The 17,042-nt window shown below is 66.6% G+C and carries 14 protein-coding genes and 1 pseudogene; 7 read left to right on the forward strand and 8 right to left on the reverse strand.

Translation table 11 applies throughout. The features are described 5' to 3' along the window. The 6 genes from ABZ464_RS50960 to ABZ464_RS50985 all read left to right on the forward strand — a co-directional run. A partial coding sequence (locus ABZ464_RS50960) for a helix-turn-helix domain containing protein (RefSeq protein WP_359289651.1) occupies nt 1-528 on the forward strand: 528 nt, incomplete at its 5' end. Nucleotides 529-698: 170 nt separating this feature from the next. Continuing rightward, a complete protein-coding gene (locus ABZ464_RS50965) occupies nt 699-1,415 on the forward strand; it encodes a ParA family protein (RefSeq protein ID WP_359289653.1) in 717 nt (238 codons plus the stop codon). A 683-nt stretch (nt 1,416-2,098) separates the two neighbouring features. Beyond that, nucleotides 2,099-2,227, forward strand: coding sequence for a hypothetical protein (locus ABZ464_RS50970; protein WP_277820415.1), 129 nt, complete (start codon nt 2,099-2,101; stop codon nt 2,225-2,227). A gap of 137 nt (nt 2,228-2,364) precedes the next feature. Then, nucleotides 2,365-2,676, forward strand: a complete 312-nt coding sequence (locus tag ABZ464_RS50975; RefSeq protein ID WP_359000547.1) for a hypothetical protein — start codon at nt 2,365-2,367, stop codon at nt 2,674-2,676. Nucleotides 2,677-2,985: 309 nt separating this feature from the next. Then, nucleotides 2,986-4,989, forward strand: a complete 2,004-nt coding sequence (locus ABZ464_RS50980; RefSeq protein WP_359289655.1) for an ATP-dependent endonuclease — start codon at nt 2,986-2,988, stop codon at nt 4,987-4,989. After that, nucleotides 4,977-6,614, forward strand: a complete 1,638-nt coding sequence (locus ABZ464_RS50985) for an ATP-dependent helicase (RefSeq protein WP_359289657.1) — start codon at nt 4,977-4,979, stop codon at nt 6,612-6,614. Before ABZ464_RS50980 ends, ABZ464_RS50985 begins: the two co-directional genes overlap by 13 nt. Here the strand turns inward: ABZ464_RS50985 and ABZ464_RS50990 are convergent. Further along, a complete protein-coding gene (locus tag ABZ464_RS50990; RefSeq protein WP_359289660.1) occupies nt 6,497-7,303 on the reverse strand; it encodes a restriction endonuclease in 807 nt (268 codons plus the stop codon). The two genes, ABZ464_RS50985 and ABZ464_RS50990, sit on opposite strands and share 118 nt — an antisense overlap. Here ABZ464_RS50990 and ABZ464_RS50995 point away from each other — a divergent pair. After that, nucleotides 7,253-8,647: an HNH endonuclease gene (locus ABZ464_RS50995; protein WP_359004489.1), complete on the forward strand. Its 1,395-nt coding sequence runs from the start codon at nt 7,253-7,255 to the stop codon at nt 8,645-8,647. The two genes, ABZ464_RS50990 and ABZ464_RS50995, sit on opposite strands and share 51 nt — an antisense overlap. Nucleotides 8,648-8,697: 50 nt before the next feature. Here the strand turns inward: ABZ464_RS50995 and ABZ464_RS51000 are convergent, their stop codons facing one another. The 7 genes and pseudogenes from ABZ464_RS51000 to ABZ464_RS51030 form a co-directional block, all read right to left on the reverse strand. Further along, nucleotides 8,698-9,882, reverse strand: coding sequence for a Wadjet anti-phage system protein JetD domain-containing protein (locus tag ABZ464_RS51000; protein WP_359289662.1), 1,185 nt, complete (start codon nt 9,880-9,882; stop codon nt 8,698-8,700). 1 nt (nt 9,883) lies between these two features. Beyond that, nucleotides 9,884-13,300 (reverse strand): ATP-binding protein, encoded by a 3,417-nt coding sequence (locus ABZ464_RS51005; RefSeq protein WP_359289664.1) that lies wholly within the window; start codon nt 13,298-13,300, stop codon nt 9,884-9,886. Then, nucleotides 13,297-13,926, reverse strand: coding sequence for a DUF4194 domain-containing protein (locus ABZ464_RS51010; RefSeq protein ID WP_359289666.1), 630 nt, complete (start codon nt 13,924-13,926; stop codon nt 13,297-13,299). Before ABZ464_RS51010 ends, ABZ464_RS51005 begins: the two co-directional genes overlap by 4 nt. Then, nucleotides 13,923-15,398, reverse strand: coding sequence for a DUF3375 domain-containing protein (locus ABZ464_RS51015; protein WP_359289668.1), 1,476 nt, complete (start codon nt 15,396-15,398; stop codon nt 13,923-13,925). Before ABZ464_RS51015 ends, ABZ464_RS51010 begins: the two co-directional genes overlap by 4 nt. 451 nt (nt 15,399-15,849) lie before the next feature. Beyond that, nucleotides 15,850-16,329: a hypothetical protein gene (locus tag ABZ464_RS51020; protein ID WP_359289670.1), complete on the reverse strand. Its 480-nt coding sequence runs from the start codon at nt 16,327-16,329 to the stop codon at nt 15,850-15,852. Further along, nucleotides 16,263-16,694 (reverse strand): annotated as a pseudogene (locus ABZ464_RS51025) (hypothetical protein); the annotation flags it as partial. The gene ABZ464_RS51020 and the pseudogene ABZ464_RS51025, both read right to left, overlap by 67 nt. A 98-nt stretch (nt 16,695-16,792) precedes the next feature. Next, entirely contained in the window at nt 16,793-16,975 is a 183-nt protein-coding gene (locus tag ABZ464_RS51030; protein ID WP_359289672.1) for a hypothetical protein, read from the reverse strand. Nucleotides 16,976-17,042 lie beyond the last annotated feature (67 nt).

Consider the following 17,042-nt stretch of genomic DNA (forward strand, 5'->3'; position numbering starts at 1 on the left):
ACGCCCAAGGCCCTGCGCGAGCAGTACGAGTCCGGTGCCACGGTCGACGAACTCGTCGCCGCCAGCGGCCTGTCCTACGGCACCGTCCTCAACCGACTCCACGACGCCGGGACCGCCATGCGCACCTCCTGGCAGACCCGCCGGATGCGCCAGAACCCACAAGCCCGCCAGCGACTCGCGGCCCACCTCCGCACCCTCTACGAGAAGCACGGCGCAACTCTCTCCGAACTCGCCGCGGCGGCGGGAGAGACGCGGCGCGGTGCCCGGCGCCTGCTGATCGAGGCCGGCGGTGCCGTGCGCACCACCCAGCAGACGGTGCGGATGCGCGCCGCAGCCCGGGCCGCCGAGCGGCACAAGGTCGCCCTGTCCCTGCGCACCCGGTACGAAGCCGGAGCCACGGTCCCGGAACTCGCCGAGCAGTGCAACTACTCCCCCGCCACCGTCTACCGGCTCCTGCACCAGGTAGGCACCCCTATGCGTCCGCAGCACCACCACGGCCCCACTCGCCGTGAAGGCGAAGGGCCATGAGCGCACCCAACCGCGATCTCAATCGCTCCGCCCGCCGTGTCCGCCAGCCGCAGCACCTGCCCGAAGGCCATCCCCACCCCAGCCACAGCGCACGGGCACCTCCCGGTACCCCCAGTGCCTACCCGACCGTACGAGTCAACATCGCTTCCACTTCAGGAGATCAAGCACACGTGAACGAGAACACCCGCCACAAGACCCTGGCCACGGCCACACCAAGCGCCTGGGACGCCTTCGTCATCGTCGTCGGCATGCTCAAGGGCGGCACCGGCAAGACCACCTCCGCCTGGTTCATCGCCCTCTACTACGCCGTCGTCCTCGGCACCCCGACGCTGCTGCTGGACGCCGACGCCACCAGCCAGTCCGCCTACGACTGGTTCAAGGTCGCCCAGGCCGCCGGCTTCGAGATCCCCGCCAACCTGGTGGTCGAGCGGTACCCGTTCGACGACATCGCCGAGTACATCCGCACCAAGCGCGCCGAGTTCGGCGCGATCGTGGTCGACGCCGGCGGCGGCAGCGCCCGGATCTTCCACGAGGCCGTCACCGAGGCGAACCTGCTGCTCGTGCCGGTCGCCCCCACCAAGATCGAGCGCCGCAAGCTCGTCGCCACCTTCGACGAGGCCGAACGCGCCGCCGCCCGCAACGAACACGGCGTCACCGCCCACGTCGTCATGGTCAAGGCCGACGACCGCACCAGCCTGCCCCGCAACGCCAAGGACCAGCTCCTCGACCCCGTCAAGGGCGAGGGCATCGGCCCCGACCGCGACGAGGCGTTCCCACTCGCCGAGACCACCATCCACGCCTGGGTGCACTACATGGAGGCCTTCGGCGAGATCCCGACCGAACTGAGCGAGTACGCCAACCTGATGAAGGAGCTGACCCAGGCATGACCGAGAAGAACGACAGGCCGAAGCCGCCGGCCCGCCGCACCGGCGGTCGCACCTTGGGCGGAGCCAGGAAGGCGGCCCCGCCGCCCCCTCCCCCGGCCGCCGAACTCACCCCCGAGCAGTACGCCGCCGAGCAGCCCGCCACACGTGCTACGGCCCAGGCGCCCGAGACCGCGCTCCGGGCCCATTCTGCCGTCGTGCCCGCGCCTGTCGGAGCAGATTCGGTGACGGACGTCATGAGGTCGGACGCTCCGCCGGCTGTCGCGGACGCGGCTGCTGCCAATCCGCCGAGTGGTACCGCCCGGGAAGCGGACGGGGGTCAGTGGTCTGGAGCGGCTGGTACCACGTCCGGTTCGGGCCCCGTCACAGTTGAGGATCCAGTGACAGCCGCCCCTGCCCATGGCGAGCAGCCCCCGGGGCAGGAGCCCTCCAGCATCGAAGTTCCCGGTGCGGTTCCGGCCGCTGAGATAGCGGTCCGTCCGGCGACGCCTTCGGTGGCAGGGGCTGCGGTCTTTCCCGTGCAGGGTGCTGAGCTGGCGCCTGGGCACTACCAGGCAGCTCCATCGAGCGAAGCGCCCAGTGAGGGCGCGCCGTGGGCGCAAGGCCCCGGCCGTCCCAGAGACATTCCCGACGTCGCCGTCCTTCTCAATCAGCGCGTCATCACCAGGGAGAGTTTCGACTCATCCGTGCCGGCTGCGCTGAAGCTGAAGCGGCGGATCAAGCGCTTCGCCCTGGACAACGAACTCGACCACCTGCCCATCGGTGACATCGTCGCCGTCGCGATGGACGAGTGGCTCACCACCCGAGGCTTCTGACCCCCCACGCCTCACCACGCACGGCACCGGGTGGGCGCGGTTCCGCGGGACCGCGCCCACCCGGCCGACTATTCCACTAGCCCAATAGCCGACTAGGCGGATCACTATCCGCCTAGTCGCAGCACCCGGAGCACCTCATGCCCGACCACACCCACCACATCCGGCTCCTGCGCGACCTCGCGGATGTCCTCGAAGCCCTGCCCGGGCCCACCGACGACCCCTTCAGCCCACACCCCGACACACAGGCAATCATCAGCAACCGCCACACCCGCCGCGGACAGCTCAACTACGCCGTTCCCAACGCCCTCCAACTCCAACACCGCATCCGCCGCTACAACGCAGACAGCAACATCCCCCACGGCGACATCGTCACCCTCGCCATCGACGCCTTCCTCCGCGCCAAGGGCTACCCACCCGACCTCAAACCGCCCAAGGTCGAAGCGCCGTGACCGGGCACCAGACGATCTTGCGCTGGAACCGCTTGGCCCACGGTGGCCTGTGAACCCGGACGCTGTGCGCTGGGTTGGATGAGCGGTGTCGGCCGAATTGCCTTCACCGACGCGTGAAGGCACAGCCCGGCACCCAGCGACCGAAATCGATCAGCCAAGACAGAAACGTATGTAATCTGTCAGATCATTGACCACTTTGAGCCAAGTGGGCACCTCTGTCCCTTCCGTATCAGATACTGCTCTGACTCTCGGTAGTCGCAGGCGTATGCCGCCCCGGGAGGTGGGGTTGGGAACGACGTCGGGAGTGCGATGCAGCTGACCCATGCCGAAGTGATCAACTTTCGCGCCCTGGAGAGGGTGGATGTCCGGGTTGATCCCAAGGCCACTCTCATCGTCGGACGCAACAACAGCGGCAAGACGTCGTTCGTCAATCTCTTCGAGAAGTTCTTCGGTGAGGAGGACACGAGGTTCGTCCTGGAGGACTTCTCCACCTGCCGTATCGCCGACATCGAGCAGGCCCGGCAGATCTTCGGCGAGGCACAGACGCACGCTGCCCAAGGCGACACCGAGACGAGCGAGGAGCTGCTGGCCAAGGCCTACGACCTCGTCCCCGCCATCCGACTGGTCCTCACCATCGAGTACGCGGAGGAGGACGACCTTGCTCCGCTCACCGGAGTGATCCTCGATCTGAACGACGCCTGCTTCGAGGTCAAGATCGAGGCGGCGCTGGAGGCGGCGCGCCCGCACGACTTCCTGAAGGACTTCTGGTCGGCCAGCCAGCGGCAGCCGTTCGACCGCATCAAGTGGCTCCGCAAGAACTTCTCGGACCACTTCGCCCCGGCCTATCGAGGGGTCAGCCCGCTGGACGAGAACGTCCGCAAGGACATCAAGCGGGGCACTGCTGAGTCCATTTTGTCGGTCAAGTTCGTCTACGCGCAGACCAAGGTGGACGACACCCCGGGCGACAAGGCCCGCACCCTGTCGAAGACGTTCGAGGCCTACTACAAGGTCAACAGTGGGCACGAAGACCGCCACCAGAGCATCGAGCAGATTGAGACAGCCCTGGAATCCGCCTCGAAGCAGCTCGACGACAACTACGCCGCCCTGTTCGACCCCATCTTCGAAGACCTGCGCACCTTCGGGGTAGGCACCATCACCCCGGTTCAGAAGCCCCGCATCGTCTCCCTCATCGAGGCCTCAGGAATCCTGCGCGGCAGCACCCGCATCCAGTACCCCTCCGGGGATGACGACTTCCATCTCCCCGAAGGCCACAACGGGCTGGGCTACAGCAAGCTGATCTTCACGATCCTGCAGGTCATCAGCTTTCACCAGACCTACGAACGCACCACGCCGAAACCGGCGCTGCAGGTGCTGTTCATCGAGGAACCGGAAGCCCACCTGCATCCCCAGATGCAGGAGACGTTCATCAAGAACATCCAGGACTTCATCGAACGTAAGACGGGATGGAAAGTGCAGGTGATCATCACCACGCACTCCTCCCACATCGTCGCCAGCAGCGGCTTTCACACCGTGCGCTACTTCGACCGTTCCGGGCCACAGCTCACGGTCAAGGACCTGTCGACCTTCCAGGCCAATGTCAAGGCCACCCCTCAGGGCGACGAGACCTTGCGCTTCCTGCGCCAGTACATGGTCTTACACCGGTGCGACATGTTCTTCGCCGACAAGGTGATCCTCATCGAGGGAACCGCAGAACGCCTGCTCCTCCCCGAGATGGCGAAACGGTGCGCCAAAGAACTCCTGCACCAGTACGTGTCGGTCATCGAGGTCGGCGACGCCTATGCCGTCCGCTTCCGCGAACTTCTGACCTTCCTTAACGTCAAGACCCTCGTCATTACCGACATCGACTCCGTGTGCCCCCGACACCGTAAGGCCTGTCCCCCCAGCCAGGGGCCCACCGTCACCGCGAATTCGACGCTCAAGAACTGGCTGCCCGCAGAGTCCAGTATCGCCGAACTGCTCGCCACCGACGCGGCCGACAAGGAGCAGGGACACGTCCGCGTCGCCTACCAGGTCCCCGAAAGAGACTCGGGAGTCTGCGCGCGGAGCTTCGAGGACGCCTTCATCATCGCCAACGCAGAACCTCTCGCCCGTGACTTCCGTCAGCTCGCGCTGAAAGCGGCCTTCGTCAAAGAGGTCGGGGCCGACCCCTCCGCCGACGACATCGAGGCCAAGGCATACGACATCGCCCAGCATCTCAGCGACCACAAGACCGACTTCGCCTTCGACGTCATGCTCCTAGAGGACTGGGCCGTTCCCCGCTACATCGCCGAAGGACTGCAGTGGCTCGCCTAGACACACTCAAAGCCGTCGCAATAGAACTGAAGGCCCGGCGCAGCTTCCTCGTCGAAGCAGGGGCCGGCGCGGGCAAGACGACCACCCTCGTGCGCACCCTGCAGCACCTCCTCACCCACCAACGCGCCGGCCTGGAGGCAAACGGCCGGCGGATCGCCTGCATCACGTACACGAACGTCGCCAAGAAGAAGATCGTCGAACGCATCGCCGCAGACCCACTCGTCGACGTCGCCACCATCCACGAATTCCTCTGGCAGGCGATCCAGCTCTACCAGCGCGAACTCTGGCAGCAGATCCTCGACTACAACAAGGACCTGGCCAAGCCCGAAGACCTCGACGAAGTCACCACTCCCCCGGCCATCGAGTATTCCGACCGCGGGCGGAGGCTGAGGGAAGGACGCATCTCCCACGACGACGTCATCGCGCTGTCACTGCGCCTCGTCAAGACCCACTCCAAGCTCATACGCATCATCACCAGCACGTACCCGGTCATCTTCGTCGACGAGTACCAGGACACCTCACCCAAGACGATCCAACTCCTGCTGGACCACCTGGCGGGCGCCGGGCGAGAGGAATGCGTGGTCGGCCTCTTCGGCGACTCCATGCAGAAGATCTACGAGTCCGGTGTCGGAGCGGTGAAACGGCCTGGGCTGCTCACCGAGATCACCAAGCACGAGAACTACCGGTGCTCGCCTCCCGTCGTCGAGGTGCTCAATCGGATGCGCCCCGAGCTCATACAGGACCCTGTCGGTAGCCAGCAGACAGGTGAGGTCCATCTGTTCCTCAACAGCGGCATCCCGGCCGGCCCGGAGCGACTCACCGCCGCAGAAGCAACACTGGCCCGCAACGGCTGGACGCGAGAGAACAGCAAATACCTGCTGCTCACCCACCGAGGGATCGCCGGCACCCTGGAGTACGCCAACCTCCTCGAACAGTACCGGCAGCTGGGCCGCTACGGCCCCGACGACCTCATGGCACGCAACGAGCCCTACATCCAGTACCTCACACGGATCGAGGCCGTGTGCACAGCCTTCCGCAACAACGACTTCGCCGAACTCACCAGCCTGCTGGACGAGGGACGAACCCGCATCACCACCCATGCCCACAAACGCGCCATCAGCGAAGCGATCCGTGCCCTTGACGCCATGCGCACGACCGGCACCGTTGGGGATGTGCTCGACCTGATGGCCGACGGCCGCCTCCTCGCCATACCGGGAAAGCTCAAAGACCTCGAACGCCGGCGAACCGCAAAGGACCTGGACGAGCGCGACCAACGACGAGCGGACTTCTCGAACAACCTCCGCAACGTGCCCTACCGGGAGGTCATCAGCGTCACTCACTTCATCGACGAACTCACACCCTTCTCCACCCAGCACGGTGTCAAAGGCGACGAATTCGAGAACGTCGTCGTGGTGGTCGACGACAGCGCCTGGAACCGGTACAACATCGGCAAGATGCTCGCCGGTACTGACAAACCTGACCGGACCGAACGCTCGCGTAACCTGTTCTACGTGTGCTGCTCGCGAGCCCAGCGCAGCCTTGCAGTGGTGTTCATCAATGATCTCCCCGAAGGGGCAGAATCCACGCTCCACGACTGGTTTGCTTCAGGCACCACCCATCCGTGAACCAGGACTCGGACCTGACTGTCCGGGTCTGTCGCCTGCGCAAGGCAGCAGATTCGTGTGGTCCGTACGCTACGCCGTACTCTCGATGCCCAGGATGTCGTAATGGTGCTGCCGTGAGCCCAGAGCCTCAACTCCCGACGGCTCACGAGAAGGAGCGCGTGCCTGGGGCGAAGTCCGTCGCTGGCTGCGTGAAGCCGTTCAACGCGATCATGATGGGCGTCCGCTCCATGATGGGACCCGACGATTCCGTTGAACTGCTGTACGTGAACGGAGCCGACGGGACTGGGGTACTGCTTGCACTGCAGGATCACCAGGCGGTCGTCGCCGTCCCATACCGTGACGTCTGCGCCGAGATCGCTGGCACCTCCCACCCGCCTCGGCTTGGCGGAACCCGTCGCGCGCCTGGCCGGTTGGTCGCCAGAAGGTCTTCCTCGACTGGTTCGGCCCGCCCGCGGACTGCGCGGTGCCGTCCGACGACCCACGACACGCGCTCTGCTTCGGAGAACCGAAGGCGCAGGCTCGGAGCCAACGCTCATGTGAAAAGGACCTTGACCGGGCCACAACAGTTCAGGCCACGAGCCTGTCAGGTTAGATTCACTCCAGGTCCTCTTCCGTCGCCATGGAGTCACCAGCCTCACATGTCCGTACAGTTCGATGCCGTCTCGTTCAGCCCCGAGGGTGAGCAACATGTGCTGTGCGGCGCCACCCCCGCCGGGTTCGGCGCGCCGGTCTACGTCCAGAATCCGGACGCACAGCCGAACGACGTCCTGAGGGGCCTGCTTCAGCGCTACCCTCGGCTACCGAAAGGGTTGAAGTCCGCGGGACGGCTCAAGGCCGCAGGGCTGCGCGCGTCCAACCTCTTTCGCCCCGACGCCTACGTGCTCGGGCCTCCGCAGCTGGTCGCCGTCGCCGGGGTGACCACGAGCACCGGGCGCACGACGCAGGGATGGGAAGAGACCGTATATCCGCCGTCGCCTGTCTACCGCGCGGACCAAGCTGTCCCCTTCTCGGCGCCACCCGACGCCGACGAAGCCCAAGCCATCCGCCATGCTGCGATCCGTTGGGCGCGGGGCGTCCTCGACGACCCCGATGCGGTCATTCTGGCCGTCAGAGCCCTCGGGTCACCCGCTCCGTCCACCCCGCCCCTGGAACGGGCCGTGCCCTATGAGATAGCACTCACCTCGACCGGCGGCCACAAGAGATGGCATCAATTCATCAACCCCGAGTGGGATGCGACATTCCTGCGGCAGCTTCGACTAGGCCCTGCCGGCCCTGCGGACCTCGAAGCCGCCCCCCGTTTCCGCGAGGTAGCCGACACCCTGCTGCGCAGACTCCAGGGCAAGCGCGTCGTCACCTACGGACGCAACCTCCAGTACGCCGCGATCTACGCGGGGCTGGAGTACGCCTGGCTACGGGACGGCCTCCCCCACGGTGCCCTGTGGCCGGACACCGCGACCGCACTCACGAAGTTGAACGGAAGCCGCTGGGAGTGCGCACGTCTGCGCCACGGCGAGTTCGACAATAACTGGGACTTGGCCGCCGGTCACTTCGCGCTGCCGACCGAAGAACCGGCCACCGACGCACTCGATCGCTGCAGGATGACCGTTGCCCTGCTGCGTCGCATGGCAGATCCGGATCCGGCTCTGCGCTACGCGGAGCTGAATGCCCGGGCGGAGCGTGCCGTGCGAGACGGCAAGAGCCACCGCCGCCTGCCCCGAGGTGGTCAGCGGCTGAGCCGCATCGTCGCATCCCGTCATGCGGTGCTTGAGCGCAGCCAAGGGGGCTGCGAGAACCCTCGTTGCCCTGATCCCCGCTATACCTCGGCATTCAGCCGCAATGGCTCCTTCCTGTTGGAAGTGGATCACATAGACGATCACGCCAAGGGGGGCGCGGATCTTCCTGAGGTCATGATCGCTCTGTGCCCGAACTGTCATGCCTTGAAGACCCGTGGGACAGTGACCGACGAGTTCCGTGATCTCCTTCGCGCAACGGCTCTCGCCAGGCATCAGGAACTGCTCGCCGCGGTTCGATGAACCTGCCCCTTCATCGGCGCCGACAAGCCAGCTGGCGGTGTGTGCGGTGCCTAGCGGAGCTCGTTAAGGGCCTCTTCGAGCAGGTGGAACCGCACGCGTTCTTGTTCGAGTCGTACGTTGGGGCCGAACTCGCCGTCCACGAGGCTGTCGTAGACATCGGCCTCGTCCGGAGTGAGCGTGCCGAGAGGCTGGTGGGTGGGGGCGTCTTCCTTCACCCACTGGCTGCGGTGCTCCAGGAGAGTGTCCCGGTTCATCAGGATGGACTGCGTGTGCGGAAAGGCCTGACGCAGCCGGTCGAGGATGGTGAACCCGTGGGTGTCCAGGTCGCCCCAGTACACGAGGCGTATGCCGTGCAGCCAGTTCAGGGCGGACAGTTGGGTGACGGCGTAGCCGCCGCCGTGGATCACGATGCTGTGGGGCTGGTCGGGGAAGGCGAGGTAGGTGGTTTCGTTCTCGACGACGTACACGGCCGTGATGCCGGGCGGCGGGGCGGTGAGCTCATCGGCGCGGACCGTGAGTTCGCTGAAGCCCGTCGGCGACTCGCCCCCGAGCATGCGGAACCGCAGGTAGGCGGGCTTGTGCAGGAAGTGGAAGCGGGCGGCGAAGTCTGTGCGTGCGGCTTCGGTGTCGATGCGGTCGTCGGGAAGGCACTGTTCAAGCAGGGTGGTCAGGATGGCGCGGTGGCGTTCGATGAACTTGGTGTCCACGCCGGGTACGTCCAGCTGGCGCAGGTAGACGGCTGGGCCGCGGTAGTCGGCGATCCAGCGGATGGTGGCCTGGAGGCGGGGCCAGTCGGCTTCCCGCTGGAGGACCTGCATGGGGTGGGCGATCATCCAGTCGATGAGCGCGGGCAGTGACTCCTGGGTGGAGGTCAGCAGGGTTTGGTAGCGGGCGACCGAGGGGGTCACGCCGAGCAGGCGCCAGAGGCCGTCGCGGTCGTCGATCCAGACCCGGTCGGGGATGCTGTTCACACCCGCGAGGCGCCCGCCGAGTCGGCGGTATTCAATGCGTAGGTGCCGGTGTGCGCTGGGTGCCCACGATTCGGTCCAGGCGAGGACCTCTTCATAGTGGCGGGTGATGTCGCCGGCCTTCGGGCCGCGCAGGGGAATCCCGACGGGCTCCCAGGGTGCCCCGTCGGCGAGTTGGGTGAGATAGGTACCCGTGTTCCAGCGTTTACGGAGGCGTTCGAGGACAGTCTGCGGCGTAGTCCATTGGGAGCTTTGATGCGTCGTCATCTCAGTCTCCCGGTCCGGCTGCGGGCTGCAGAACCGCCAGGGTATGGGCGAGGCGTTCGCGGCGGTATTGGGCGATGGTCAGGGTGCGCAGGCGCGAATGGTGTCCGGTGGGGTTGTCGACGAAGCCGACGGCGGACACGTAGGGCTCGATGACGTGGATCTTCTGCAGTGGGGTGACGATGAGGAGTTGCAGCCCCAGACGCTTGAAGAGGTCCAGGGCGAAGCGGGCGGATTCCTCCGAGCCGCGTCCGAAGGCTTCGTCGATGACCACGAAGCGGAAGGTACGGCTTCTGCTGCTGGTCGTGTCGAGCTTGAACTGGTAGGCGAGGGAGGCGGCCAGGATGGTGTATGCGAGCTTCTCCTTCTGACCTCCGGACTTGCCGCCGGAGTCGGAGTACACCTCGTACTCGGAGTCGTCCTCGCGGCGTCGTTCGCTGGCGCTGAAGACGAACCAGTACCGCACATCGGTGACGCGCTTGGTCCAGCTGCGGTCGCTGTCCGCGTGGCCTTGTCGGCCCTTGAAGCGTTCGATTAGGTGCTGGACCTGGTGGAACTTCTCCTCGGAGTAGAGATCGGAGTCATCGCCGGACAGGACGTCGTCGGTGCAGGCGCGCAGTTCCGCGGTGAACTCACGGATCTCGGTGTTGGGCGTCTGCTCAGGCTTGAGCATGATGTAGCGGCCCGGGTTGTAGTCGATGCCGGCCAGCGACTCGTTGATGGTGTGGATGCGGTCGCCGATCTCGTCGGCCCAGATGGTCAACTGCGCGTGGAATCCGGCGATTTCGCGGATCACGTTGGTCTTCAGGTAGGTGCGGAACTGGTCCTGGAAGCGCGGCAGGTCGTCGGCGACGAGCTGCTGGTGCAGGGCACGGTATCCGGGGACGGAAGCGACGGAGGCGTCGAGTTCGCCGGCCTCGACCTGATAAGCCGTGCGGAAGGAGCTCATCCGGGCGGCGATCGTCTGGCCGAGACGTGTCTGCTCCTGCGCCCAGCGGCGTTTGTGCGCCGTCATCTCCTCCCGCAGCCGATTTTCGGTCTGCGTGCACTCCTGCGCGGTCCGGCACGCCAGGCGGGTTGTGGTCAGGCGCTGTTCGAGGGCCGGGAAGTGGGCCTGTGCCTCGCGGGCGGTCGGTTCGTCGAGTACGGTGCGGGCCTCGTCGCGGGCGCGTTCGGCGGTATCGCGTTCGCCGCAGACCCGGCCCCAGCCCTGGCTGGCCTTTTCGTAAGCGGCTTCCTGTTCGGTGATTTCGTCGGCGATCCGGGCGAGACGGCGGGTGAGTTCGTCCAGATCATGGGAGTCGGTCTGCAGACGCTGCTTCTCGCCCGTGAGTTCGGTGATGCGTCGTACTGCGGATCGCCAGTCGATCTCGCTGTAGTCCTGCATGGCCGCCAGCCGGTCGAGGACCTTGTCACGGCTGATGGCGTCCTCGTGGGCGGCTCCCAGCTCGGCCTTCTTCTTCTCCAGCTCGCGTTGGGCGCCGTGGACCCGGCCGGCCTGATCCAGCAGGGCTTCGATCTTCGCCCGGTTCGTCCAGCCGAGCACATAGGTGCTGCGGTCTTCGATGTGGGTGGTGTCGTTCTTCTCGTGACGGCCCCGCGCTCCCTTGATCGAACCTTGGACGGTGATGGCGAGTTCGGCGTGGCGGAAGTCCTCCATGGTCGGCACGCAGGTGTGGGAGGCGCGGCGTTCGAGCTCGCCGGCCAGCCACGGGGCGAACGGCGAGTCGTCGCGCACTTCGAGCTTGGTGAACATCGCCGTGGACGCGCCGGTGGGCTGGCGCCGCGGCGGGAGTTTGTCCGGGACGCGGAAGTAGACCAGCTTCGTTCCCAGGTGGTGGTCGTTGATCCAGTCGGAGACGCGGGCGTACTCGTCGCCGGGGACCAGGAGGGACACGGCGAAGCCGCGCAGCAGCCGTTCGGCGGCTCCGGCCCATGCCTGTTCCGCGTCGCGGACCTGAATGAGCTCGCCGGCGAACGGCAGGGCGCTCTCCTCGATGCCGAGTTCGCGGCTCAGGCGGGCACGTACTTCCAGCTGCTTCCGCGGGATGTTGCTGCGGCGCGAGCGCAGGCTGATCAGGTCTGCGTTGAGGTCCTCGGCCTGCTGATTCAGTTGTGCAGCCTCGACCGCGAGTGTCTCCAGGGCCGTGCGCGTCTTCTGTGTCACCGCTGCGACGTCGTGCTGGGCCTGGGTGATCTCCTCCAGTCGGTCGGTGAACTGGGCCTGATCGGTTACCGGGGCCAGCTCGGCCTGCTCCAGCAGGGCGGCGTGCTGGCGGGCGCGCTTCTCCTGAGCGGCGCGCTGCTTCTCCGTCGCCTCGATCTGGCGCTCCAGTTCGCTCAGGCGCCCGCCGCCCAAACCCTCACGCTGCAGCTCCCACTGGCGCTCCTGGTCCCGCAGCCGCTCCAGTTCGTCTTTCGCGGACTTCTTCTCGCTGTCCAGACGGGCGAGCATCCGATCCGACTCGGCGCGCAGGGCTTCGTGCAGCACCGCCATGTGCTGGGCGATGAAGTACCGCAGGGCGGCCTGCTGGGCGTCGGCCTCCTCTATGCGTGCGGTCAGGCCCTCGTAGGCGTCGCTGTCCTCAAGCAGCGGAGTGAGGGCCTCGATCTGGGCGCGGGCCCGCTGAACGGAGTTGTAGGTGGTTCTCAGCGCGTCGAAGTGGCTGACGATGTTGTCGGTCATGGCCGCCGCATCGAACGGTTCGAGCATGTGACTGCGCACGAAGTCGTCCAGGCTGCCCACCGACTTCATCGACACCGTCTGATGGAAGAGTTCCAGTGCCTGCTCGGACTCGATGCCCATCCGGCGTCGGAAGTCCTTGCTGTAGGGCGGGAACGTCTTGTGGACACGGACACCGCCCGTTTCGAGGCGCTTCTTCAGCGCGCGCACCTCGGTGCCGAAGTCGGCGAAGTCCGCGGCGACGGACAGCGGCCGGTCGGCGACGAGGAACAGCCGCTCGGGGCTGGTGGCGTTCGCGTCGGCCAGCCAGAACACCTGTCCCAGCGTGACGGTCGAAGACAGTGCCGGGTTGGTGAACACGCCCAGGATGACCGAGTAGCTGCCCGGCTTGCGCAGCGCCACCGGCTTGGTCGTCCCGGTGGTCTCGTTGCGTTCGGACTTGTAGTGGCCCAGCACATAGGAGCGCAGGCTGCGCTCACCGCTCTCCGCGCCGGCAGCTTTGTTGTAGGCGATCTTGCGGGCGGGCATGAACAGGGTGGTGATCGCATCCACCAGGGTGGACTTGCCGGAGCCGATGTCACCGGTCAGCAGGGCGTTGGCGCCGCCGATGCCGAACGACCACACGTGCTTGTCGAAGGTGCCCCAGTTGTAGACCTCCAGACGCTCCAGCCGGAAGCCGGCCGCCGTCAGGTCGGTGGAGGTGGTCTTGCCGGCGGGGCCGGACTGGTCCGGGATCACTGCTGCTCCTCCTGGGGAGTGCGGGTGGCCGCGTACCGGGCCAGGCTTGATTCGAAGTCGGCGAGCCACTGCCCGTCGACGAAGGCCTTGATGATCCGCTGCACCTCGAACAGCTGCTCCTGCCCGCGAGCGCGGCGCAGGAACTGCAGGTCCGCCACCTTGTTGATGTGGCCGTCGATCTGGTCGATCAGGCGCGCCTCGTTGCTGCCGGCCGGGAGGAAGGTGCTGATCATCTCGACGATCTCGTCCCGGGTGATCATCAGGCGGGTGCCGTCGGCGCCCGCGTCGAACTCGGCGAGCCGCTTGCGCAGTAGTACGACCAGCAGACTGACGGGGTAGGACAGCGAGCGGCGGGGCATCAGCCGCGGCGGCGCCATGCGGGGATCGCGAACGACGTCGTCTTCGTCGTCGGGTTTCGACTGGAGGAAGGCGTATCCCTCCATCTCGTCGATCACCACGCGCAGCCCCATGACGTCGACGTAGTCCTTCACGTCGGCACTGTGACGCAACAGGGCGTCCCAGGCCCGCTCGTGCTGGTCGCGGAAGACCGGTCCTTTGAGCAGTTGGTTCACCGGTAGTGAGAGGGTGTGCGGCTGGTGCGGGGTGGGGGTGGCCGGCGTGGTCATCGGTCCTCCTCAGGGCCGGACGCCCAGGCGATGCCGGGGCTGGTGCGGGCGAAGGTGAGCACGGGTACGGTGGCGATCTGCTGGGCGTCGTCCTCGCCGATCCAGGTGATCTCTTCTTGGCGGTGGTCGTCGAACACCGTGGTGAAACCGTCGTCCGGCAGCGCGAAGTAGGCGACCAGTTCGGCAAGCCCCTGCTCCAAGGGGTACTCGCGCAGCGTCTCGGCCAACGACACCTGGGTACGAGAGCCGAGCGCCCGGTGCACCGCGGCCGTGAGCCTGGCCGGATCCACATACACCGCCTCGAACAAGGCGTCGGCGGTGAACTCCTCGTCCCCCGCATGGATCCCGGTACTGTCGATCGCCGCCTTGACCACCGGCGCGTACAAAGGCCGCTCCATCGGCAGGACGATGGCCGGAGCGGCCGCATCGATCCCGGCGACCAGGTCCACGCCCGGCACATCACGCAACGCCAGGGCCTGTGCCTCGATACCGCGCACCAGCTGCAGCACACGGCGATCCTCCGAGCGCACCTGGTCGTCCAGGAACCGGCGCAGCTGATCCGACAGCTGCCGCACCGTCATCTGGGTGCGTTCGGCGGCCTCCAGCCAGTCCCGGACCATGCGCCGCATCCTCGGATCGGGCTCGCCGATGGCCTCCATCGCCTCGACCGCGGCCAGCAACTTCTTGAGCTCGTCCTGACGGCTCGGGGCGAGGAGGAAGTCGTAGAACGCCTGGAAGGTCCGGCCCTGGTCCGACTCCGCGATGCTCTCGCGGCTGCCCAGCACCTCGTCCAGGAGTTCGCCCTTGGCCCCGTCCCACGCGGCGATCTTGCTCCGCAGGTCCCGGTCGAGGTCCCGGAAGTTCGCCTCGACCTCGCGGAAGTCGGCCAGCAGCCCATGCGCCGTCGTCGTCACCTGCTGATAGCGGTCCCGCAGCGCCGCGCTCTCCAGAACTGCTACCTCGCCGGCCTCAGCACGCGCGATTTCCTGGTCGATTTCATGCCGTCGCCGGGTGAGCTCCGCCAGCCGCGCCTCGGGGTCGGTTTCTGTGCCGAACGTCATCTGCCGCAGCAGGTCGAAGATCGTGTTCAGGCGCGACTCCGTACCGACGAACGAACGCTCTTCCAGCGACCGGACCCACGCGATGGCTTTCTCGACCGCAGCCGTGGCGTCATAGTGCGCCTCGTCCGAATCCGGCGGATAGTACGTGCGCAGCCAGCCGATCCCCTGCCCCGACCAGTCGTCCAGATACGCCTTCGCGGACTTGGGAAACGTGCCCTGCCCCAGCCGGTCGTTGAGTGCGAACAACTCGTCGTCCAGCCGTTCGACAAGCTCCGCACGGGCGATCGAACGGGCCCCCTGCTCGACGAACACCTTGTTGAAGAAGCTCAGCATCAGCGCGGCATTGTCGGCCTTCAGCAGCCGCCAAGCAGCGCTCTGCTTTCGCAGCGCGACCAGACGGTCGTAGTCCAACTCCATACTCCCCGCCCTCTCATTACCCCGGCCATGCAGCCGTGCACAGGCATTCCGCGCCAACCACAAGAAACCGTAGAGGCCACCACTGACAACGGAACTCGGCAGAGTCGACGAGTGGATGGACCGACTCGGCCGCGAGAAAGCAAAATGCCAGGCGAGAGGGCAGATACCTCTAGGTTGCAGATCATTCCCCACCCCTTCCCCGAGCCATTTCCGAACATAATTTCGAATTCTGCGCCATGTCATCTGCGCGGACGAGTAGCCGCGCCATCGCACCTTGATGGCGCTACGACTTTGGACACCGGACCCCGCCAGGCGGCGCAGTGCCGTCGTGCGCCTTCACGCACCGCCTTCCCTACCCGGCGATGTCACCGGACACGGAAGGCGGTAGCGCACGACGAGGCGGGTCAGCCGGAACCACGCCCGACGTCGGCTGCGCGCGTTCTCGTCACGCGGCCAAGGGCGTTGCCGCTTCCTCCTCCGCGGGGGGCACGAGGAGCGGGAAGGCACAGTCGTCGGGGCGCCGGCCCATCCGCTGCAGCGTGAGCGCCGCGAGCAGTGCCACACCTGGACCGGTCACCGGCGAACGCTCCATCCCCACGTAGTAGATCCCGTCCGCGTCAGGTTCGACATCCACGCGGTCGAAACTGACGGACAGGGCGGCGCAGTAGCCCCACAGGTCCGCCCGCAGTCCGCTGGGGATGTCCGTGCGGACCCAGACGAGAGGATGCGGCGCGCCCTGTTCGTCGTAGCCCATGGTGACTGCCGCCCCCACGCCCTCGGGAAGGGGGTAGGCCTCCTCCGGCACGTCCTCGGCCGTGCCGTCGAGCGCGTCGGTGATGAGCGTGCGCACTGCCGCGATCACCTCCTCGTCGCCGCGCCAGCCGTGCAGTGGGCCGTAGTCGGTCCCGTCGTAGAGCTCGCGCACGTTCTGGCTCCGTTTCGGGCGTGCGGGTGGATCGACTGCCGGACAGCCCTCCGGAGGTCCGCGCAGGCGGACGGGGTGCCGGCCGGCTCGATGCTGTCGACGGCCTCGAACTGGAAGGCGTTGGTCTGGGCGTCCCCGTCTCCCGCGGTGATCGAGTAGGTGAGGGTGATGACGCCTGCGGGCAGGGGGACACTGCGGCGCAGGCCGTGTCGTCGGTGACGCCCGGCTGACCGGCAGGGACGACTGTGCCGTCGGGCCCGACGGCGCTGATCTTCGGTGCGATGCCGGACATCAGGTCGTTGAAGGAAAGCGACCACGCTGGTCCCCGCACCGACCTTGGCTCCGGGGGCCGGTGTCGCCGTCTTGAGCGCGGTGTGGGCCTACGTGGGTGCGCCGCAGAGGAACAGCAGCGCACCCGTGCAGCCGAGCGAGCCGCCCGCTACCGAAAGCAGCCTCGCGAATCTCAGAAGTCGAAGTCGGCGCATGCGATCCAGTTCTCCTGTGCCTCGTTGGGGCGGACGACGATGGCGACCGCGTCCTTGCCGGTCTTGCGGGAGTTGCTCACCGTCGTCATGCCCGCACCGGACTTGTCGGCGGTGAACATCAGGTGGATCTCGTTGGGGGGTGCTTCTATCTGTTCGGTCAAGGGCTGTGGGCTTGGTCAGGCTGTTTGTTCGTGTCCGGGCTGGTAGAGGGCACGGTGCTTGAGCATG

The organism is Streptomyces sp. NPDC005820 (assembly GCF_040630255.1).
Classification (GTDB): domain Bacteria; phylum Actinomycetota; class Actinomycetes; order Streptomycetales; family Streptomycetaceae; genus Streptomyces.